At 54.1% G+C, this 16768-nt stretch carries 30 protein-coding genes; all 30 read left to right on the top strand.

Going from position 1 to position 16768, the window contains the following annotated elements:
- Window positions 1-39 precede the first annotated feature (39 nt).
- On the top strand, window positions 40-411 hold the full coding sequence (gene rpsL, locus P3S72_RS27310) for a 30S ribosomal protein S12 (protein ID WP_002555494.1): 372 nt from the start codon (window positions 40-42) through the stop codon (window positions 409-411).
- 118 nt (window positions 412-529) lie between these two features.
- Window positions 530-1000 (top strand): 30S ribosomal protein S7, encoded by a 471-nt coding sequence (gene rpsG, locus P3S72_RS27305; RefSeq protein ID WP_002555493.1) that lies wholly within the window; start codon window positions 530-532, stop codon window positions 998-1000.
- Window positions 1001-1030: 30 nt separating this feature from the next.
- Window positions 1031-3136, top strand: coding sequence for an elongation factor G (gene fusA / locus P3S72_RS27300; protein WP_247396020.1), 2106 nt, complete (start codon window positions 1031-1033; stop codon window positions 3134-3136).
- Window positions 3137-3166: 30 nt separating this feature from the next.
- Window positions 3167-4360 (top strand): elongation factor Tu, encoded by a 1194-nt coding sequence (gene tuf, locus P3S72_RS27295; RefSeq protein ID WP_247396021.1) that lies wholly within the window; start codon window positions 3167-3169, stop codon window positions 4358-4360.
- 158 nt (window positions 4361-4518) lie between these two features.
- Window positions 4519-4830, top strand: a complete 312-nt coding sequence (rpsJ, locus tag P3S72_RS27290; protein WP_003186070.1) for a 30S ribosomal protein S10 — start codon at window positions 4519-4521, stop codon at window positions 4828-4830.
- An 81-nt stretch (window positions 4831-4911) separates the two neighbouring features.
- The gene (gene rplC, locus P3S72_RS27285; protein WP_007253310.1) at window positions 4912-5547 is read left to right on the top strand and encodes a 50S ribosomal protein L3; all 636 of its coding nucleotides are present in this window, start codon (window positions 4912-4914) and stop codon (window positions 5545-5547) included.
- Between the two features lie 12 nt (window positions 5548-5559).
- Window positions 5560-6162, top strand: coding sequence for a 50S ribosomal protein L4 (rplD, locus tag P3S72_RS27280; protein WP_003210082.1), 603 nt, complete (start codon window positions 5560-5562; stop codon window positions 6160-6162).
- Window positions 6159-6458, top strand: a complete 300-nt coding sequence (rplW, locus tag P3S72_RS27275) for a 50S ribosomal protein L23 (RefSeq protein WP_002555488.1) — start codon at window positions 6159-6161, stop codon at window positions 6456-6458. Before rplD ends, rplW begins: the two co-directional genes overlap by 4 nt.
- Window positions 6459-6472: 14 nt before the next feature.
- Window positions 6473-7297 (top strand): 50S ribosomal protein L2, encoded by an 825-nt coding sequence (gene rplB, locus P3S72_RS27270; RefSeq protein ID WP_003210080.1) that lies wholly within the window; start codon window positions 6473-6475, stop codon window positions 7295-7297.
- Between the two features lie 16 nt (window positions 7298-7313).
- Entirely contained in the window at window positions 7314-7589 is a 276-nt protein-coding gene (gene rpsS / locus P3S72_RS27265) for a 30S ribosomal protein S19 (RefSeq protein WP_003232420.1), read from the top strand.
- 11 nt (window positions 7590-7600) lie between these two features.
- Entirely contained in the window at window positions 7601-7933 is a 333-nt protein-coding gene (gene rplV / locus P3S72_RS27260; protein WP_003103908.1) for a 50S ribosomal protein L22, read from the top strand.
- A gap of 13 nt (window positions 7934-7946) precedes the next feature.
- On the top strand, window positions 7947-8633 hold the full coding sequence (rpsC, locus tag P3S72_RS27255; RefSeq protein ID WP_003176422.1) for a 30S ribosomal protein S3: 687 nt from the start codon (window positions 7947-7949) through the stop codon (window positions 8631-8633).
- 12 nt (window positions 8634-8645) lie between these two features.
- Window positions 8646-9059 (top strand): 50S ribosomal protein L16, encoded by a 414-nt coding sequence (gene rplP, locus P3S72_RS27250; RefSeq protein ID WP_003232424.1) that lies wholly within the window; start codon window positions 8646-8648, stop codon window positions 9057-9059.
- Complete coding sequence (rpmC, locus tag P3S72_RS27245) at window positions 9059-9250, top strand: 50S ribosomal protein L29 (RefSeq protein WP_002555481.1); 192 nt, start codon at window positions 9059-9061, stop codon at window positions 9248-9250. Before rplP ends, rpmC begins: the two co-directional genes overlap by 1 nt.
- Before the next feature lie 2 nt (window positions 9251-9252).
- Window positions 9253-9519: a 30S ribosomal protein S17 gene (rpsQ, locus tag P3S72_RS27240; protein WP_003176419.1), complete on the top strand. Its 267-nt coding sequence runs from the start codon at window positions 9253-9255 to the stop codon at window positions 9517-9519.
- A 23-nt stretch (window positions 9520-9542) separates the two neighbouring features.
- Window positions 9543-9911, top strand: coding sequence for a 50S ribosomal protein L14 (gene rplN / locus P3S72_RS27235; protein ID WP_002555479.1), 369 nt, complete (start codon window positions 9543-9545; stop codon window positions 9909-9911).
- Between the two features lie 11 nt (window positions 9912-9922).
- A complete protein-coding gene (gene rplX, locus P3S72_RS27230) occupies window positions 9923-10237 on the top strand; it encodes a 50S ribosomal protein L24 (protein WP_003176416.1) in 315 nt (104 codons plus the stop codon).
- 20 nt (window positions 10238-10257) lie between these two features.
- On the top strand, window positions 10258-10797 hold the full coding sequence (gene rplE, locus P3S72_RS27225) for a 50S ribosomal protein L5 (RefSeq protein WP_003176415.1): 540 nt from the start codon (window positions 10258-10260) through the stop codon (window positions 10795-10797).
- 13 nt (window positions 10798-10810) lie between these two features.
- The gene (gene rpsN, locus P3S72_RS27220) at window positions 10811-11116 is read left to right on the top strand and encodes a 30S ribosomal protein S14 (RefSeq protein ID WP_003176414.1); all 306 of its coding nucleotides are present in this window, start codon (window positions 10811-10813) and stop codon (window positions 11114-11116) included.
- 208 nt (window positions 11117-11324) lie between these two features.
- Window positions 11325-11717 carry a 30S ribosomal protein S8 gene (gene rpsH, locus P3S72_RS27215; RefSeq protein ID WP_003186040.1) on the top strand — a complete coding sequence of 131 codons (393 nt, stop codon included), beginning with the start codon at window positions 11325-11327 and terminating at the stop codon, window positions 11715-11717.
- A 12-nt stretch (window positions 11718-11729) separates the two neighbouring features.
- Complete coding sequence (gene rplF / locus P3S72_RS27210; protein ID WP_003176412.1) at window positions 11730-12263, top strand: 50S ribosomal protein L6; 534 nt, start codon at window positions 11730-11732, stop codon at window positions 12261-12263.
- A 10-nt stretch (window positions 12264-12273) separates the two neighbouring features.
- The gene (gene rplR / locus P3S72_RS27205) at window positions 12274-12624 is read left to right on the top strand and encodes a 50S ribosomal protein L18 (protein WP_003186037.1); all 351 of its coding nucleotides are present in this window, start codon (window positions 12274-12276) and stop codon (window positions 12622-12624) included.
- 3 nt (window positions 12625-12627) lie between these two features.
- Window positions 12628-13128 (top strand): 30S ribosomal protein S5, encoded by a 501-nt coding sequence (rpsE, locus tag P3S72_RS27200; protein WP_003186035.1) that lies wholly within the window; start codon window positions 12628-12630, stop codon window positions 13126-13128.
- Window positions 13129-13130: 2 nt separating this feature from the next.
- Complete coding sequence (rpmD, locus tag P3S72_RS27195) at window positions 13131-13307, top strand: 50S ribosomal protein L30 (protein ID WP_003176408.1); 177 nt, start codon at window positions 13131-13133, stop codon at window positions 13305-13307.
- A 3-nt stretch (window positions 13308-13310) separates the two neighbouring features.
- Window positions 13311-13748, top strand: a complete 438-nt coding sequence (gene rplO, locus P3S72_RS27190; RefSeq protein ID WP_276195104.1) for a 50S ribosomal protein L15 — start codon at window positions 13311-13313, stop codon at window positions 13746-13748.
- Complete coding sequence (gene secY / locus P3S72_RS27185; RefSeq protein WP_276195103.1) at window positions 13749-15077, top strand: preprotein translocase subunit SecY; 1329 nt, start codon at window positions 13749-13751, stop codon at window positions 15075-15077. It begins immediately after the preceding gene.
- Window positions 15078-15104: 27 nt separating this feature from the next.
- Entirely contained in the window at window positions 15105-15221 is a 117-nt protein-coding gene (rpmJ, locus tag P3S72_RS27180) for a 50S ribosomal protein L36 (RefSeq protein ID WP_002555468.1), read from the top strand.
- Between the two features lie 129 nt (window positions 15222-15350).
- Entirely contained in the window at window positions 15351-15707 is a 357-nt protein-coding gene (rpsM, locus tag P3S72_RS27175) for a 30S ribosomal protein S13 (RefSeq protein ID WP_003210063.1), read from the top strand.
- Between the two features lie 30 nt (window positions 15708-15737).
- Entirely contained in the window at window positions 15738-16127 is a 390-nt protein-coding gene (gene rpsK, locus P3S72_RS27170; RefSeq protein ID WP_002555466.1) for a 30S ribosomal protein S11, read from the top strand.
- Between the two features lie 18 nt (window positions 16128-16145).
- A complete protein-coding gene (gene rpsD, locus P3S72_RS27165; protein WP_003176404.1) occupies window positions 16146-16766 on the top strand; it encodes a 30S ribosomal protein S4 in 621 nt (206 codons plus the stop codon).
- Window positions 16767-16768: the final 2 nt, after the last annotated feature.

Here is a 16768-nt window from a genome sequence, read left to right as displayed (position 1 = left end):
CAAGACAATAGCGTCGCAAGACAACAGTGGAGCTAGTAGATGGCAACTATCAACCAGCTGGTACGTCAGCCGCGTAAGCGTATCGTCGAGAAATCCGACGTGCCTGCGCTGCAGAACTGCCCGCAACGTCGTGGCGTATGCACTCGCGTGTATACCACTACGCCGAAAAAACCTAACTCGGCACTGCGTAAAGTATGCCGTGTGCGTCTGACCAACGGTTTCGAGGTTTCCTCGTACATCGGCGGTGAAGGCCACAACCTGCAAGAGCACAGCGTGGTGCTGATCCGCGGCGGTCGTGTAAAAGACTTGCCAGGTGTTCGTTACCACACCGTACGCGGCTCCTTGGATACTTCCGGCGTTAAAGGTCGTAACCAGGGTCGTTCGAAGTACGGTACCAAGAAGCCTAAGTAGTAGCGGCTTTTTGTAAAACTGAATCATCTTATTTTCTGAGTCGATAAGAGTAAGGTCGGAGGCGTCCCGAAAGGGCACCGATTCCGAGCGAACCTGAAGACCGTTTGAGGGCTTATCCATGCCAAGAAGACGCGTAGCAGCCAAGCGCGAAGTGCTTGACGATCCAAAATACGGAAGCCAAATTCTGGCCAAGTTCATGAACCACGTGATGGAAAGCGGCAAAAAAGCCGTTGCCGAGCGTATCGTTTATGGCGCGCTGGAAAAGGTTAAAGAACGCAAGAACAGCGACCCCCTGGAAATCTTCGAGAAAGCTCTCGACGCCATCGCTCCGCTGGTCGAAGTGAAGTCGCGCCGTGTAGGCGGTGCTACTTACCAGGTTCCGGTCGAAGTTCGTCCGTCCCGTCGTAACGCCCTGGCAATGCGCTGGTTGGTAGACTTCGCCCGTAAGCGTGGCGAGAAGTCTATGGCTCTGCGTTTGGCTGGCGAACTGTTGGACGCTGCTGAAGGTAAAGGTGCTGCTGTTAAGAAGCGTGAAGACGTGCACCGTATGGCTGAAGCTAACAAAGCTTTCTCGCACTACCGCTTCTAATTCTAGCTTCACTAATTTTGCGAGGGCTTTATGGCTCGTACTACTCCGATTAGTCGCTACCGTAACATCGGTATCGTCGCTCACGTGGATGCTGGTAAAACCACCACCACCGAGCGCGTCCTTTTTTACACCGGCAAAAGTCACAAGATGGGCGAGGTGCATGACGGCGCCGCGACCACAGACTGGATGGTTCAGGAGCAGGAGCGTGGTATTACCATTACTTCTGCTGCTATTACCGCCTTCTGGAAAGGTTCCGAGAAGCAGTACAAAGATGAGCACCGCTTCAACGTAATCGATACCCCGGGCCACGTAGACTTCACCATTGAAGTTGAGCGTTCCCTGCGCGTACTCGACGGCGCTGTCGTTGTGTTCTGCGGCACCTCGGGTGTTGAGCCTCAGTCGGAAACCGTATGGCGTCAAGCCAACAAATACGGCGTTCCACGTCTTGTTTACGTAAACAAGATGGACCGTGCTGGTGCGAACTTCCTGCGCGTGATCGGTCAGATCAAGCAGCGTCTGGGTCACACCCCAGTGCCAATCCAGTTGGCTATCGGTTCCGAAGACAACTTCCAGGGGCAGATCGATCTGCTGGCCATGGAAGCTGTTTACTGGAACGATGCTGACAAAGGTATGGTTCCTCGTCGCGAAGCTATCCCAGCAGACATGCAGGAATTGGCTGACGAGTGGCGCAATAACATGGTTGAGGCTGCAGCCGAAGCCAACGAAGAGCTGATGAACAAGTACCTCGAAGGTGAAGAACTCACCAACGCGGAAATCAAGGCCGCTCTGCGTCAGCGTACTATCGCTGGTGAGATCGTCTTGGCTGTTTGCGGTTCTTCCTTCAAGAACAAGGGTGTTCCCCTGGTTCTCGACGCCGTGATCGACTACCTGCCTGCGCCGGTTGATATTCCTGCCATCAAGGGTACTGACCCGGATGACGAGACTATCGAGCTGGAGCGTCATGCAGACGACAGCGAGCCGTTCTCGGCTCTGGCGTTCAAGATCGCTACCGACCCATTCGTGGGTACCCTGACCTTCGTCCGCGTTTACTCGGGCGTGTTGAACTCCGGCGACGGCGTGATCAACTCGGTCAAGGGCAAGAAAGAGCGTGTGGGTCGTATGGTGCAAATGCACGCAAACGCCCGTGAAGAGATCAAGGAAGTGCGCGCTGGTGACATCGCGGCCTTGATCGGCATGAAGGACGTCACCACTGGTGAAACTTTGTGCAACGCTGACAAGCCAATCATCCTGGTTCGCATGGACTTCCCGGAACCGGTTATTTCGGTTGCCGTAGAGCCTAAGACCAAGGATGACCAGGAAAAAATGGGTATTGCTCTGGGCAAACTTGCTCAGGAAGATCCATCTTTCCGCGTCAAGACTGATGAAGAGACTGGTCAAACGATCATCTCCGGCATGGGCGAGTTGCACCTGGACATCCTGGTTGACCGGATGCGCCGTGAGTTCAACGTCGAAGCCAACATCGGTAAGCCTCAGGTTTCCTATCGTGAGCGCATCACGAAGAACTGTGAAATCGAAGGCAAGTTCGTTCGTCAGTCCGGCGGTCGTGGTCAGTTCGGTCACTGCTGGATCCGTTTTGCTCCTGCTGATGAAGGTCAGGAAGGTTTGCAATTCGTGAACGAAGTAGTGGGTGGTGTTGTTCCTAAGGAATACATCCCTGCTATCCAGAAGGGTATCGAAGAGCAGATGAAGAACGGTGTTGTTGCCGGCTATCCGCTGATCGGCCTGAAAGCAACCGTTTTTGACGGTTCTTACCACGACGTCGACTCCAACGAGATGGCGTTCAAGGTGGCTGCTTCCATGGCAACCAAGCAACTGGCCCAGAAGGGCGGTGGTGAGTTGCTTGAGCCAATCATGGCGGTAGAAGTTGTTACACCTGAAGACTATATGGGTGATGTCATGGGCGACCTTAACCGTCGTCGCGGCATGATCTTGGGTATGGAAGACACGGTTTCCGGCAAAGTGATTCGCGCCGAGGTTCCGTTGGGTGAGATGTTCGGTTATGCGACCGACGTTCGCTCCATGTCCCAGGGTCGCGCAAGCTACTCTATGGAATTCAAAAAATACAACACAGCTCCGGCGCACATCGCTGAAACTGTATCCAAAAAACAAGGCTGATTCAGTCCTTTAGGCAAGGAGTTAATTGTCGTGGCTAAAGAAAAATTTGATCGTTCCCTACCGCACGTCAACGTTGGCACTATCGGTCACGTTGACCACGGTAAAACCACTCTGACTGCTGCTCTGACTCGCGTTTGCTCCGAAATTTTCGGTTCTGCAATCGTTGATTTCGATAAAATCGACAGCGCACCAGAAGAAAAAGCTCGTGGTATCACCATCAACACCGCTCACGTTGAATACAACTCGCTGATCCGTCACTACGCTCACGTTGACTGCCCAGGTCACGCTGACTATGTGAAGAACATGATCACCGGTGCTGCCCAAATGGACGGCGCGATTCTGGTTTGCTCGGCCGCTGATGGTCCGATGCCACAAACCCGTGAGCACATCCTGCTGTCCCGCCAGGTTGGCGTTCCGTACATCGTGGTTTACCTGAACAAGGCTGACCTGGTAGACGACGCTGAGCTGCTGGAACTGGTTGAGATGGAAGTGCGCGATCTGCTGAGCACTTACGACTTCCCAGGCGACGACACTCCGATCATCATCGGTTCTGCTCGTATGGCTCTGGAAGGCAAAGACGATAACGAAATGGGCACCACGTCCGTTCGTAAACTGGTTGAGACTCTGGACAGCTACATCCCAGATCCAGTTCGTGTTATCGACAAGCCGTTCCTGATGCCAATCGAAGACGTATTCTCGATCTCCGGTCGTGGTACTGTTGTTACCGGTCGTATCGAGCGCGGTATCGTTAAGGTTCAAGATCCACTGGAAATCGTTGGTCTGCGTGACACTACCGTCACCACCTGCACCGGTGTTGAAATGTTCCGTAAGCTGCTCGACGAAGGTCGTGCTGGCGAGAACTGCGGCGTTCTGCTGCGTGGTACCAAGCGTGACGACGTTGAGCGTGGCCAGGTTCTGGTTAAGCCGGGTTCGGTTAAGCCGCACACCAAGTTCGAAGCTGAAGTGTACGTGCTGAGCAAAGAAGAAGGCGGTCGTCACACTCCGTTCTTCAAAGGCTACCGTCCACAGTTCTACTTCCGTACTACTGACGTGACTGGTAACTGCGAACTGCCGGAAGGCGTTGAAATGGTAATGCCAGGCGACAACATCAAAATGGTTGTCACCCTGATCAAAACCATCGCAATGGAAGACGGTCTGCGCTTCGCTATCCGTGAAGGCGGCCGTACCGTTGGTGCTGGCGTTGTAGCTAAAATCATCGAGTAAGCTCTTTTTTGAGTTAGCTTCGAGGTTTTGAGAAAGCCCCCGCTTAGCGGGGGCTTTTTTTATTGGGTTGACACCCATCTGGGGCGTCTATAGAATTGCGCCTCCTTTTAACGGGCGTATTGCGCTCGCTGGGAATAGCAGCCGGAGTCTGAAATCCAATGCAAAATCAGCAAATCCGTATCAGGTTGAAGGCTTTTGACCATCGCCTGATCGACCAATCCACCCAGGAAATCGTGGAAACCGCGAAACGTACTGGTGCACAAGTGCGTGGTCCAATTCCACTGCCTACCCGTAAAGAGCGGTTCACCGTTCTGGTCTCCCCGCACGTCAACAAAGACGCGCGTGACCAGTACGAGATCCGTACTCATAAGCGCGTACTGGACATCGTCCAGCCAACGGATAAAACCGTTGATGCACTTATGAAGCTTGATCTGGCGGCCGGTGTGGAAGTACAGATCAGCCTCGGCTAAGACTTGGGTCTTAGTCGTGTAACGCTCTGAAATGGGCGGCCATAGCGGGTGAAAGCCCCGTACACTCATGAGGTTTACAACATGACTATTGGTGTAGTCGGTCGTAAATGCGGTATGACCCGTATTTTCACCGAAGAAGGTGTCTCCATTCCGGTTACGGTCATTGAGATCGAGCCGAATCGCGTCACCCAGTTTAAAACTGAAGAAACCGATGGCTATCGTGCAGTGCAAGTCACTGTCGGCGAGCGTCGTGCTTCGCGTGTGACTGCTGCTCAAGCAGGTCACTTCGCTAAAGCAAACGTTGCAGCTGGTCGCACTGTTATGGAGTTCCGTCTTGAAGAAGGCGACTACCAGGCTGGCGATCTGATCAACGCTGAAATCTTCGCCGCTGGTCAACTGGTTGATGTAACCGGTCAGTCCAAAGGTAAAGGCTTCCAGGGTACGATCAAGCGTTGGAATTTCCGTGGCCAAGACAACACTCACGGTAACTCCGTTTCCCACCGCGTCCCGGGCTCTATTGGCCAGTGCCAGACTCCTGGTCGTGTATTCAAGGGCAAAAAAATGTCCGGTCATATGGGCGCTGAGCGCGTGACCGTGCAGTCCCTCGAAGTAGTGCGCGTCGACGCTGAACGCAATCTGTTGTTGGTCAAGGGTGCTGTTCCTGGCGCTACTGGCGGCAACCTGGTTGTACGTCCAGCGGCCAAGGCTCGCGGTTAAGGGGAAGCTGACATGCAATTAAATGTAAATGACGCTCAAGCGATCGAAGTTTCCGAACTGACATTTGGCGGCGAATTCAACGAGACGCTCGTTCACCAAGCAGTCGTGGCCTACATGGCCGGCGGCCGTCAAGGTAGCAAGCAGCAAAAGACCCGTTCCGACGTTCGTGGTGGCGGTAAGCGCCCTTGGCGTCAGAAAGGTACTGGCCGTGCTCGTGCCGGTACTATCCGTAGCCCAATCTGGCGCGGCGGCGGTACCACTTTCGCAGCTCGTCCTCAGGATCACACTCAGAAGCTCAACAAGAAGATGTACCGCGCAGCACTGCGCTCCATCCTTGCTGAACTCGTGCGTACTGATCGTCTGGTCGTGGTTCAGGACTTCGCTGTTGAAGCACCGAAAACCAAAGATCTGCTGAACAAGCTGAACGGCATGGGCCTGACTGACGTCTTGATCGTGTCTGAAGCTGTTGATCAGAACCTGTACCTGGCTGCTCGCAACCTGCCACACGTTGATGTACGTGACGTGCAAGGTTCCGATCCAGTTAGTCTGATCGCATACGACAAGGTGTTGATCACCGTGTCGGCCGTGAAGAAATTCGAGGAGCTGCTGGGATGAACCAGGAACGCGTATTTAAAGTTCTGCTTGGCCCGCACGTTTCCGAAAAGGCTACGGTTCTGGCTGACAAGAAAGGCCAGTTCGTTTTCAAGGTTGCAACTGACGCAACCAAGCTGGAAATCAAGAAGGCCGTCGAAAGCCTGTTCAGCGTGAAAGTAGAGCGTGTTACTACCCTGAATGTTCTGGGTAAGAGCAAGCGCACTGCTCGCGGTCTGGGCAAGCGTAATGACTGGAAGAAGGCGGTTATCTCCCTTCAGCCAGGCCAAGATCTCGATTTCAGCAGCAGTGCTGAGTAAGGAAGGGGTGCATCATGGCAATCGTTAAATGCAAACCGACTTCCCCTGGCCGCCGTTTCGTGGTCAAGGTGGTCAACCAGGAGCTGCATAAAGGCGCTCCTCACGCACCGCTGCTCGAGAAGAAATCGAAGACTGGTGGTCGTAACAACAATGGTCGCATTACCACTCGTCACATCGGTGGTGGCCATAAGCAGCATTATCGTCTGGTCGACTTCCGTCGCAACGACAAAGATGGCATCGCTGCCACTGTCGAGCGTATCGAATACGATCCAAACCGTACTGCTCACATCGCTCTGCTGCTGTACGCAGATGGCGAGCGTCGCTACATCATCGCCCCTAAAGGCGTGAGTGCTGGCGACCAGCTGATCGCAGGTGCCTTGGCACCGATCAAGCCGGGCAACGCTCTGCAACTGCGTAACATTCCAGTTGGTAGCACCGTACACGGCATCGAATTGAAGCCAGGTAAAGGCGCGCAAATCGCTCGTTCCGCTGGTGCTTCGGCTCAGCTGATCGCTCGTGAAGGTGTCTACGTGACCCTGCGTCTGCGTTCTGGTGAGATGCGTAAAGTGCTGGCTGAATGCCGCGCGACCTTGGGCGAAGTCTCGAACTCCGAGCACAGCCTGCGTTCGCTGGGTAAAGCTGGTGCCAAACGCTGGCGTGGCGTTCGCCCAACCGTTCGTGGTGTTGCCATGAACCCGGTTGACCACCCACACGGTGGTGGTGAAGGTCGTACCTCTGGTGGTCGTCATCCGGTATCGCCATGGGGCTTCCCGACTAAGGGCGCGAAGACTCGTGGTAATAAGCGTACCGACAAAATGATCGTCCGTCGTCGCAAGTAAATAGAGGGATACGACAGTGCCACGTTCTCTGAAAAAAGGTCCTTTTATTGATCTTCACCTACTGAAGAAGATCGAAGTGGCGGCGGAAAAGAACGATCGCAAACCGGTGAAAACCTGGTCGCGTCGTTCGATGATCCTGCCACAAATGGTCGGTTTGACCATCGCAGTACACAACGGTCGCCTTCACGTCCCAGTTCTCGTGAACGAAGACATGGTCGGCCACAAACTAGGCGAGTTTGCCGGTACCCGCACATATCGTGGGCACGTGGCAGACAAGAAAGCCAAGCGTTAAGGGGTTAGGAAATGGAAGTAGCCGCTAAGTTGTCGGGCGCTCGAATCTCCGCCCAGAAAGCCCGCTTGGTCGCCGACCAGATCCGCGGGAAGAAGGTGGGCGAAGCGCTCAACCTGTTGGCTTTCAGCAGTAAGAAAGCCGCCGAGATCATGAAGAAAGTGCTGGAGTCGGCCGTAGCCAACGCCGAGCATAACGAAGGCGCAGACGTTGATGACCTGAAGGTCAGCACCGTTTTCGTCAACGAAGGGCGTTCGCTGAAGCGTATCATGCCGCGTGCCAAAGGCCGTGCTGATCGCATCGTCAAGCGGTCTTGCCATATCACTGTCAAGGTTGCTGACAAGTAACGGAGTCGAAGAGATGGGTCAGAAAGTACATCCCATTGGCATTCGCCTGGGAATCGTCAAGGAGCACACCTCCGTCTGGTACGCAGACGGTCGGACTTATGCGGACTATTTGTTCGCTGATCTGAAGGTGCGTGAGTATCTCCAAGACAAACTAAAAAGCGCGTCCGTAAGCCGTATCGATATCCATCGTCCGGCACAAACTGCACGTATCACCATCCACACCGCTCGTCCAGGTATCGTTATCGGGAAGAAAGGTGAAGATGTTGAGAAACTGCGTCAGGACCTGACCAAGCAAATGGGTGTGCCTGTGCACATCAATATCGAAGAGATCCGCAAGCCGGAGCTCGACGGTATGCTGGTTGCGCAGAGCGTAGCTCAGCAGCTGGAGCGTCGCGTCATGTTCCGTCGCGCTATGAAGCGCGCCGTACAGAACGCCATGCGCATTGGTGCCAAAGGCATCAAAATCCAAGTGAGCGGTCGTCTCGGCGGTGCTGAAATCGCACGTACTGAATGGTATCGCGAAGGTCGTGTGCCATTGCACACCCTGCGTGCCGACATCGACTATGCCAACTACGAAGCTCACACCACTTATGGTGTGATCGGTGTAAAGGTTTGGATCTTCAAAGGCGAAGTAATTGGTGGTCGCCAAGAAGAACTGAAACCACAAGCACCAGCGCCTCGTAAAAAAGCTGCTAAGTAAGGGGTACGCCAAATGTTGCAACCAAAGCGTACGAAGTTCCGCAAGCAGATGACAGGCCACAACCGTGGTCTGGCTCAGCGCGGTAGCAAAGTCAGCTTCGGCGAGTTCGCGCTGAAGTCTGTAGCTCGTGGTCGTCTCACCGCTCGTCAGATCGAGTCAGCGCGTCGTGCTCTGACCCGTCACGTAAAACGTGGCGGCAAGATCTGGATCCGTGTATTCCCGGACAAGCCAATCTCCAAAAAGCCCCTCGAAGTTCGGATGGGTAAAGGTAAGGGCAACGTGGAATACTGGGTTGCCCAGATTCAGCCAGGCAAAGTCCTGTATGAAATCGAGGGTGTAACTGAAGAGCTGGCGCGTGAGGCTTTTGCCCTGGCTGCTGCAAAGCTGCCGCTCGCCACCGCCTTTGTTAAACGGACGGTGATGTGATGAAAGCGAATGAACTTCGTGAAAAATCCGCACAGCAGCTGAACGAGCAACTGCTCGGCCTGCTGCGCGACCAGTTCAATCTGCGCATGCAGAAAGCAACTGGCCAGTTGGGGCAGTCTCATCTGCTCTCGCAAGTTAAGCGTGACATTGCTCGCGTGAAGACTGTGCTCAACCAGCAGGCAGGTAAGTGATCATGGCTGAAGCCGAAAAGACTGTCCGTACGCTGACTGGCCGTGTTGTCAGCGACAAGATGGACAAAACCATCACCGTTTTGATCGAGCGTCGCGTTAAGCACCCGATCTACGGTAAATATGTTAAGCGTTCGACTAAGCTGCACGCGCACGACGAAACCAACCAGTGCCACATCGGCGACAAAGTCACTATTCGTGAAACTCGTCCGCTGGCCAAGACCAAGTCTTGGGCACTGGTTGATGTTCTCGAACGCGCTGTGGAAGTCTAAGGACTAGGGGTCGGAGAAATTATATGATTCAGACTCAATCCATGCTCGATGTGGCCGATAACAGCGGCGCTCGCCGTGTTATGTGCATCAAGGTGCTGGGTGGCTCCCATCGTCGTTACGCTGGTATCGGTGACATCATCAAAGTTACCGTGAAGGAAGCAATTCCTCGCGGTAAAGTGAAAAAAGGCCAAGTGATGACTGCTGTTGTAGTCCGCACTCGTCACGGCGTTCGCCGTGCAGATGGCTCCATTATCCGCTTTGATGGCAACGCTGCTGTTCTTCTGAACAACAAGCAAGAGCCGATCGGCACCCGTATCTTTGGGCCAGTGACCCGTGAACTTCGTACTGAGAAGTTCATGAAGATCGTCTCGCTCGCCCCAGAAGTGCTGTAAGGAGATCCGACATGCAAAAGATTCGTCGTGACGACGAGATCATCGTGATCGCCGGCAAAGACAAAGGTAAGCGCGGTAAGGTGCTTAAGGTTCTCGCTAATAACCGTCTGGTTATTGGTGGTCTGAACCTGGTTAAGCGTCATACCAAGCCTAACCCGATGTCGGGCGTACAAGGCGGTATCGTCGAAAAAGAAGCTCCGCTGGACGCTTCTAACGTCGCCATTTTCAACGGCGAAACCAACAAGGCAGACCGCGTTGGTTTCAAAGTAGAAGATGGCAAGAAAATTCGTGTCTTCAAGTCGACCCAAAAAGCGGTTGATGCTTGAACACTGCTAGGTAGAAGACCATGGCACGACTAAAAGAGATTTATTGGAAAGAAATCGCACCGAAGCTTAAGGAAGAACTTAAGCTTTCGAACGTGATGGAAGTTCCACGCGTTACCAAAATCACCCTGAACATGGGTCTGGGCGAAGCGGTCGGCGACAAAAAAGTCATCGAGCACGCTGTTGCTGACCTGGAAAAGATCACCGGTCAAAAAGTCGTTGTGACTTACGCTCGGAAATCCATCGCTGGCTTTAAAGTCCGTGAAGGTTGGCCGATCGGCGTCAAAGTGACTCTGCGCCGTGAGCGTATGTACGAATTCCTGGATCGTCTGCTGTCGATCTCCCTGCCTCGGGTCCGCGACTTCCGCGGCCTGAATGCCAAGTCCTTCGATGGTCGTGGTAACTACAGCATGGGCGTGAAAGAGCAGATCATCTTCCCGGAAATCGACTACGACAAGATCGATGCTCTCCGCGGTCTGGACATCACCCTGACCACCACTGCCAAGAACGATGATGAAGGTCGCGCCCTGTTGCGTGCTTTCAAATTCCCGTTCCGCAACTGATTGGAGTAGGACCATGGCCAAGATGAGCATGAAAAACCGCGAGCTGAAGCGTCAGCTCACGGTTGCCAAGTACGCCAAGAAGCGTGCAGCACTGAAAGCAATCATCGTTGATCTGAACGCAAGTCCAGAAGCACGTTGGGAAGCGACAGTAGCACTGCAGAAGCAGCCACGTGACGCAAGCGCCTCGCGCATGCGTAACCGCTGCCGCCTGACCGGTCGTCCACACGGCGTTTACCGCAAGTTCGGCCTCGGCCGTAACAAGCTGCGTGAAGCGGCAATGCGTGGTGACGTACCGGGTCTGGTTAAAGCCAGCTGGTAAGTACGTTCAGCGTCCAGGTGGTCGGTTTCGCAAGATACTGACCGCCGGTGGCCTTGAATCTGGAACAAGCCCCTTTTGGGGCTTGTTTCATTTCCGTAGTGTGTCTAAAATACGCGGCTCGCCTGAGCCCGTGTGTTTTATGCTCGGAGATTCTCGGCGACATATGTAGCCGCAAGGCTAATTTTTTTGTATTAGGAGCGTCTAGCCCATGAGTATGCAGGACCCGTTAGCGGACATGCTAACTCGTATCCGTAATGCCCAGATGGCTGAAAAGTCCGTCGTAAGCATGCCATCTTCCACGTTGAAGGTTGCTGTTGCCAAAGTCCTGAAAGACGAAGGCTACATTGCGGGTTATCAGATCAGCAGCGAAATCAAACCTCTGCTGTCCATCGAGCTGAAGTACTTCGAAGGCCGTCCGGTCATCGAGGAAGTGAAGCGCGTTAGCCGTCCAGGCCTGCGTCAGTACAAGTCCGTCGATGATCTGCCAAAAGTTCGTGGCGGTCTCGGTGTGTCTATCGTCTCCACCAACAAAGGTGTGATGACGGATCGTGCTGCGCGCGCTGCCGGTGTCGGCGGCGAAGTTCTTTGCACTGTGTTCTAAGGGGGGATAAGCATGTCACGCGTCGCTAAGAACCCCGTTAAGCTGCCAGCCGGTGTCGAAGTAAAATTCGCAGGCCAACAGCTTTCGGTGAAGGGTGCCAAGGGTACTCTCGAACTGAACATCCATTCGTCCGTTGAGATCGTTGAAGAAGCTGGTGAGCTGCGTTTCGCTGCTCGCAATGGCGATCAACAAACTCGCGCAATGGCCGGTACCACTCGTGCGTTGGTAAACAACATGGTCCAAGGCGTAAGCCAAGGCTTCGAGCGTAAGCTCCAGCTGGTCGGTGTTGGTTACAAAGCGCAAGCAAAAGGCACGGTTTTGAACCTGGCCCTTGGCTTCTCGCACCCAGTGGATTACGAACTGCCAGAAGGCATCACCGCTGAGACCCCGAGCCAAACCGATATCCTGATCAAGGGTATTGATAAGCAGCTGGTAGGTCAGGTGGCCGCTGAGATCCGCGACTTCCGTCCACCAGAGCCGTACAAAGGCAAAGGTGTGCGCTACGCGGACGAAGTCGTCCGTCGTAAAGAAGCCAAGAAGAAGTAGGGCATAGCAAATGACCGACAAAAAAGTTACTCGACTGCGTCGCGCTCGCAAAGCACGCCTGAAAATGCACGAACTCGAAGTCGTGCGTCTCTGCGTGTTCCGCTCGTCGCAGCACATCTACGCCCAGGTCATCTCGGCCGACGGCAACAAAGTCCTGGCAAGCGCCTCGACTTTGGATAAAGAACTGCGTGATGGTGCCACTGGCAACATCGACGCGGCCACTAAGGTTGGCCAGCTGGTCGCTACGCGTGCAAAAGCCGCTGGCGTCTCGCAGGTGGCTTTCGACCGCTCTGGCTTCAAGTATCACGGTCGCGTCAAGGCGCTGGCTGATGCTGCTCGTGAAGCTGGGCTGGAGTTCTAAGTTATGTCAAATAACGACCAAAAGCGCGACGAAGGCTACATTGAGAAGCTGGTTCAAGTTAACCGCGTAGCCAAAACCGTTAAAGGCGGCCGTATCTTCACTTTCACCGCGTTGACCGTGGTTGGTGATGGTAAAGGGCGTGTTGGCTTCGGCCGTGGCAAGTCACGTGAAGTGCCTGCTGCGATCCAGAAGGCAATGGAAGCTGCTCGTCGCAACATGATCCAAGTTGATCTGAACGGCACTACTCTGCAGTACGCAATGAAGTCCGCCCATGGCGCTTCGAAGGTGTACATGCAGCCTGCTTCTGAAGGTACCGGTATCATCGCTGGCGGCGCTATGCGTGCTGTCCTCGAAGTTGCTGGCGTTCAGAACGTTCTGGCCAAGTGCTACGGCTCGACTAACCCAGTAAACGTGGTTCACGCCACTTTCAAGGGTTTGAAAGCAATGCAGTCTCCTGAATCCATTGCCGCCAAGCGTGGCAAAAGCGTCAAGGAGATCTTCTGATCATGGCTACCGTTAAAGTAACGCTGATCAAAAGCATGACCGGTCGCATCCCTAACCACAAATTGTGCGTTAAGGGTTTGGGTCTGCGTCGCATCGGTCACACTGTAGAAGTCCAGGATACTCCCGAGAATCGCGGGATGATCAACAAGGCTTACTACATGCTGCGTGTCGAGGGTTAATCGATGAAACTCAATGATCTGAGTCCAGCGCCGGGTTCCCGTCGCGAAAAGCATCGTCCGGGCCGTGGTATCGGTAGCGGTTTGGGTAAGACTGGTGGCCGTGGCCACAAAGGTCAAACCTCCCGCTCCGGTGGCACCATCGCTCCAGGCTTTGAAGGCGGTCAACAGCCGCTGCATCGTCGCCTGCCTAAGTTCGGTTTCGTATCCCTGAAAGCCATGGATCGCGCAGAAGTGCGTTTGTCCGAGCTGGCTAAAGTGGAAGGCGACATCGTTACTGTGCAGACCCTGAAAGATGCCAACGTGATCAACGTCAACGTACAGCGTGTGAAAATCATGCTGTCCGGTGAAGTGACCCGCGCTATCACTATCGGCAAGGGAATCGGCGCCACCAAAGGTGCGCGTTCGGCTATCGAAGCAGCTGGCGGCAAGTTCGAGGAATAAATGGCTAAGCAAGGTGCTCTCTCAGCGCTCGGCAAAGGCGGTATGTCTGAACTTTGGGCTCGTCTGCGTTTTCTGTTCCTGGCGATTATCGTCTACCGAATAGGCGCACACATCCCGGTTCCAGGTATCAACCCGGACCGACTCGCAGACCTGTTTCGACAGAATGAGGGGACCATTCTTAGCTTGTTCAACATGTTTTCCGGCGGCGCGCTGGAACGGATGAGCATCTTTGCACTGGGGATCATGCCGTACATTTCGGCATCGATCATCATGCAGTTGATGACCGCCGTCAGCCCGCAGTTGGAGCAGTTGAAGAAGGAAGGTGAAGCTGGCCGTCGCAAGATTAGCCAGTACACCCGCTACGGCACTGTCATCCTTGCCCTGGTTCAAGCTGTCGGCATGTCCGTTGGCTTGGCGGGGCAGGGTGTTGCGTTCACTGGTGACTTTGGCTTCCATTTCGTTGCGGTATCCACGTTTGTGGCTGGTGCGATGTTTATGATGTGGCTGGGTGAGCAGATTACTGAGCGTGGTGTTGGTAACGGTATCTCGATGTTGATTTTCGCAGGTATCGTCGCCGGTCTTCCGAGAGCAATCGGGCAGTCTTTCGAGTCTGCACGTCAGGGTGATATCAATATTTTTGCCCTGGTTGCCATCGGTTTGCTGGCAGTAGCGATTATCGGTTTTGTGGTGTTCATTGAGCGTGGCCAGCGTCGTATTGCTGTTCACTACGCCAAGCGTCAGCAGGGCCGCAAGGTTTTTGCTGCGCAGACCAGCCACTTGCCGCTGAAAGTGAATATGGCCGGTGTTATTCCGGCAATTTTCGCGAGCAGCATTTTGCTGTTTCCGGCTTCGTTGGGTACCTGGTTTGGTCAGTCTGAAAACATGGGCTGGCTGCAGGACCTTTCTCAGTCGATCGCTCCTGGTCAGCCGTTGAATATTCTGCTGTTTAGTGCAGGGATTATTTTCTTCTGCTTCTTCTATACGGCGTTGATGTTCAATCCGAAAGACGTAGCGGAAAACCTGAAGAAGTCCGGTGCCTTTATTCCGGGCATCCGTCCAGGTGAGCAGTCTGCACGCTACATTGATGGCGTTCTGACTCGTTTGACCCTGTTCGGTGCTCTATATATGACGGCCGTGTGCTTGTTGCCCCAGTTCCTGGTGGTTGCGGCAAACGTTCCGTTCTACCTTGGCGGGACCTCGTTGCTGATCGTCGTCGTGGTTGTGATGGACTTCATGTCCCAAGTACAATCGCACCTCGTTTCGCACCAGTACGAATCCCTGATGAAGAAAGCCAACCTGAAGGGTTACGGCAGCGGCATGTTGCGCTGAGTACCCATAAGGTTCGAGGAGTTGGTGATGAAAGTTCGTGCATCGGTGAAAAAGCTGTGCCGTAACTGCAAAATTATTCGCCGCGAAGGTGTTGTTCGAGTAATTTGCAGCGCGGAACCGCGTCACAAACAGCGCCAAGGCTGAGTGTGATCCGCTTGAAGCCCGGCAGCTAGTGCGCTGCCGGGTTGATTATTTGTTATTACAGCGATATTATCTCGCGCCCTATTTCTTGGCTTCCGGGGCGTAGGTAGCTGTCAATTGGAGTCCCACTGAATGGCCCGTATTGCAGGCGTTAACATTCCAGATAACAAGCACACTGTTATCTCGCTGACCTACATCTATGGTGTTGGTCGCACTACTGCGCAGAAAATTTGCGCAGATACTGGGGTAAACCCAGCCGCAAAGATTAAAGATCTGAGCGACGAGCAGATTGAGCTGTTGCGTGGCGAAGTGGCGAAGTTCACCACTGAAGGTGACCTGCGTCGCGAAATCAACATGAAAATCAAGCGTTTGATGGACCTCGGTTGCTACCGTGGTCTGCGTCATCGTCGTGGTCTTCCAGTACGCGGTCAGCGTACCAAGACTAACGCGCGTACCCGTAAAGGTCCGCGTAAGCCGATCCGCAAGTAATCGCCCACGCGAATCGACAGGAAATTAATCATGGCAAAACCTGCTGCTCGTCCTCGTAAAAAAGTTAAAAAGACAGTGGTTGATGGCATCGCCCACATCCATGCTTCTTTTAACAACACAATCGTGACCATCACCGACCGTCAAGGTAACGCGCTTTCTTGGGCTACCTCCGGTGGTTCGGGTTTCCGCGGTTCCCGCAAGTCCACCCCGTTTGCTGCTCAAGTAGCTGCTGAACGTGCTGGTCAAGCTGCGCTGGAATACGGCCTGAAAAACCTTGACGTTAACGTCAAAGGTCCAGGTCCAGGTCGTGAGTCTGCTGTCCGTGCTTTGAACGGCTGTGGCTATAAGATCGCCAGCATCACCGACGTGACGCCAATCCCGCACAACGGGTGCCGTCCGCCGAAGAAGCGCCGCGTGTAATCCAGGAGATTGTAAAGAATGGCTCGTTACATTGGTCCAAAATGCAAACTCGCTCGTCGCGAAGGCACCGATCTCTTCCTGAAGAGCGGCGTGCGCGCGATCGAATCGAAGTGCAACATTGAAGCAGCACCTGGTATCCACGGCCAACGCCGCGGTCGCCAGTCCGATTACGGCACCCAACTGCGTGAAAAGCAGAAGGTCCGTCGTATTTACGGCGTTCTCGAGCGTCAGTTCAGCGGCTACTACAAAGAAGCTGCTGGCAAGAAAGGTGCAACCGGTGAAAACCTGCTGCAACTGCTCGAATGCCGTCTGGACAACGTTGTATACCGTATGGGCTTTGGTTCTACTCGTGCCGAATCCCGTCAGCTGGTATCGCACAAGTCGATCAGCGTTAACGGTCAGACCGTAAACGTTCCGTCCTACCAGGTTCGTGCTGGTGACGTGGTCGCTGTCCGCGAGAAAGCAAAAAACCAACTTCGCATTGTCCAAGCTCTCGATCTGTGTGCCCAACGTGGCCGCGTAGAATGGGTAGAAGTAGACACTGAGAAGAAGTCGGGCGTTTTCAAGAACGTTCCTGCTCGCAGTGATCTGTCCGCCGACATCAACGAAAGCCTGATTGTCGAGCTCTACTCCAAGTAAGG

Source organism: Pseudomonas sp. D3 (assembly GCF_029320995.1).
Classification (GTDB): domain Bacteria; phylum Pseudomonadota; class Gammaproteobacteria; order Pseudomonadales; family Pseudomonadaceae; genus Aquipseudomonas; species Aquipseudomonas paraveronii.
The sequence above is the reverse complement of the archived record's forward strand: the minus strand, read 5'-3'. Positions and strand labels throughout refer to the sequence as shown.

What these genes read in the sequence shown, in the direction of transcription:
- rplR (WP_003186037.1), top strand. Translation starts at nt 12,274, where the DNA reads ATGACCGACAAAAAAGTTACTCGACTGCGTCGCGCTCGCAAAGCACGC.
- rplD (WP_003210082.1), top strand. Translation starts at nt 5,560, where the DNA reads ATGCAATTAAATGTAAATGACGCTCAAGCGATCGAAGTTTCCGAACTG.
- rplB (WP_003210080.1), top strand. Translation starts at nt 6,473, where the DNA reads ATGGCAATCGTTAAATGCAAACCGACTTCCCCTGGCCGCCGTTTCGTG.
- rplE (WP_003176415.1), top strand. Translation starts at nt 10,258, where the DNA reads ATGGCACGACTAAAAGAGATTTATTGGAAAGAAATCGCACCGAAGCTT.
- rplO (WP_276195104.1), top strand. Translation starts at nt 13,311, where the DNA reads ATGAAACTCAATGATCTGAGTCCAGCGCCGGGTTCCCGTCGCGAAAAG.
- rplN (WP_002555479.1), top strand. Translation starts at nt 9,543, where the DNA reads ATGATTCAGACTCAATCCATGCTCGATGTGGCCGATAACAGCGGCGCT.
- rpmD (WP_003176408.1), top strand. Translation starts at nt 13,131, where the DNA reads ATGGCTACCGTTAAAGTAACGCTGATCAAAAGCATGACCGGTCGCATC.
- rpmC (WP_002555481.1), top strand. Translation starts at nt 9,059, where the DNA reads ATGAAAGCGAATGAACTTCGTGAAAAATCCGCACAGCAGCTGAACGAG.
- rpsL (WP_002555494.1), top strand. Translation starts at nt 40, where the DNA reads ATGGCAACTATCAACCAGCTGGTACGTCAGCCGCGTAAGCGTATCGTC.
- rplP (WP_003232424.1), top strand. Translation starts at nt 8,646, where the DNA reads ATGTTGCAACCAAAGCGTACGAAGTTCCGCAAGCAGATGACAGGCCAC.
- rpsC (WP_003176422.1), top strand. Translation starts at nt 7,947, where the DNA reads ATGGGTCAGAAAGTACATCCCATTGGCATTCGCCTGGGAATCGTCAAG.
- secY (WP_276195103.1), top strand. Translation starts at nt 13,749, where the DNA reads ATGGCTAAGCAAGGTGCTCTCTCAGCGCTCGGCAAAGGCGGTATGTCT.
- rpsN (WP_003176414.1), top strand. Translation starts at nt 10,811, where the DNA reads ATGGCCAAGATGAGCATGAAAAACCGCGAGCTGAAGCGTCAGCTCACG.
- rplX (WP_003176416.1), top strand. Translation starts at nt 9,923, where the DNA reads ATGCAAAAGATTCGTCGTGACGACGAGATCATCGTGATCGCCGGCAAA.
- rpsH (WP_003186040.1), top strand. Translation starts at nt 11,325, where the DNA reads ATGAGTATGCAGGACCCGTTAGCGGACATGCTAACTCGTATCCGTAAT.
- rpsK (WP_002555466.1), top strand. Translation starts at nt 15,738, where the DNA reads ATGGCAAAACCTGCTGCTCGTCCTCGTAAAAAAGTTAAAAAGACAGTG.
- fusA (WP_247396020.1), top strand. Translation starts at nt 1,031, where the DNA reads ATGGCTCGTACTACTCCGATTAGTCGCTACCGTAACATCGGTATCGTC.
- rplW (WP_002555488.1), top strand. Translation starts at nt 6,159, where the DNA reads ATGAACCAGGAACGCGTATTTAAAGTTCTGCTTGGCCCGCACGTTTCC.
- rplF (WP_003176412.1), top strand. Translation starts at nt 11,730, where the DNA reads ATGTCACGCGTCGCTAAGAACCCCGTTAAGCTGCCAGCCGGTGTCGAA.
- rpsM (WP_003210063.1), top strand. Translation starts at nt 15,351, where the DNA reads ATGGCCCGTATTGCAGGCGTTAACATTCCAGATAACAAGCACACTGTT.
- rpsD (WP_003176404.1), top strand. Translation starts at nt 16,146, where the DNA reads ATGGCTCGTTACATTGGTCCAAAATGCAAACTCGCTCGTCGCGAAGGC.
- rpsG (WP_002555493.1), top strand. Translation starts at nt 530, where the DNA reads ATGCCAAGAAGACGCGTAGCAGCCAAGCGCGAAGTGCTTGACGATCCA.
- rplC (WP_007253310.1), top strand. Translation starts at nt 4,912, where the DNA reads ATGACTATTGGTGTAGTCGGTCGTAAATGCGGTATGACCCGTATTTTC.
- rplV (WP_003103908.1), top strand. Translation starts at nt 7,601, where the DNA reads ATGGAAGTAGCCGCTAAGTTGTCGGGCGCTCGAATCTCCGCCCAGAAA.
- rpmJ (WP_002555468.1), top strand. Translation starts at nt 15,105, where the DNA reads ATGAAAGTTCGTGCATCGGTGAAAAAGCTGTGCCGTAACTGCAAAATT.
- rpsE (WP_003186035.1), top strand. Translation starts at nt 12,628, where the DNA reads ATGTCAAATAACGACCAAAAGCGCGACGAAGGCTACATTGAGAAGCTG.
- rpsQ (WP_003176419.1), top strand. Translation starts at nt 9,253, where the DNA reads ATGGCTGAAGCCGAAAAGACTGTCCGTACGCTGACTGGCCGTGTTGTC.
- rpsJ (WP_003186070.1), top strand. Translation starts at nt 4,519, where the DNA reads ATGCAAAATCAGCAAATCCGTATCAGGTTGAAGGCTTTTGACCATCGC.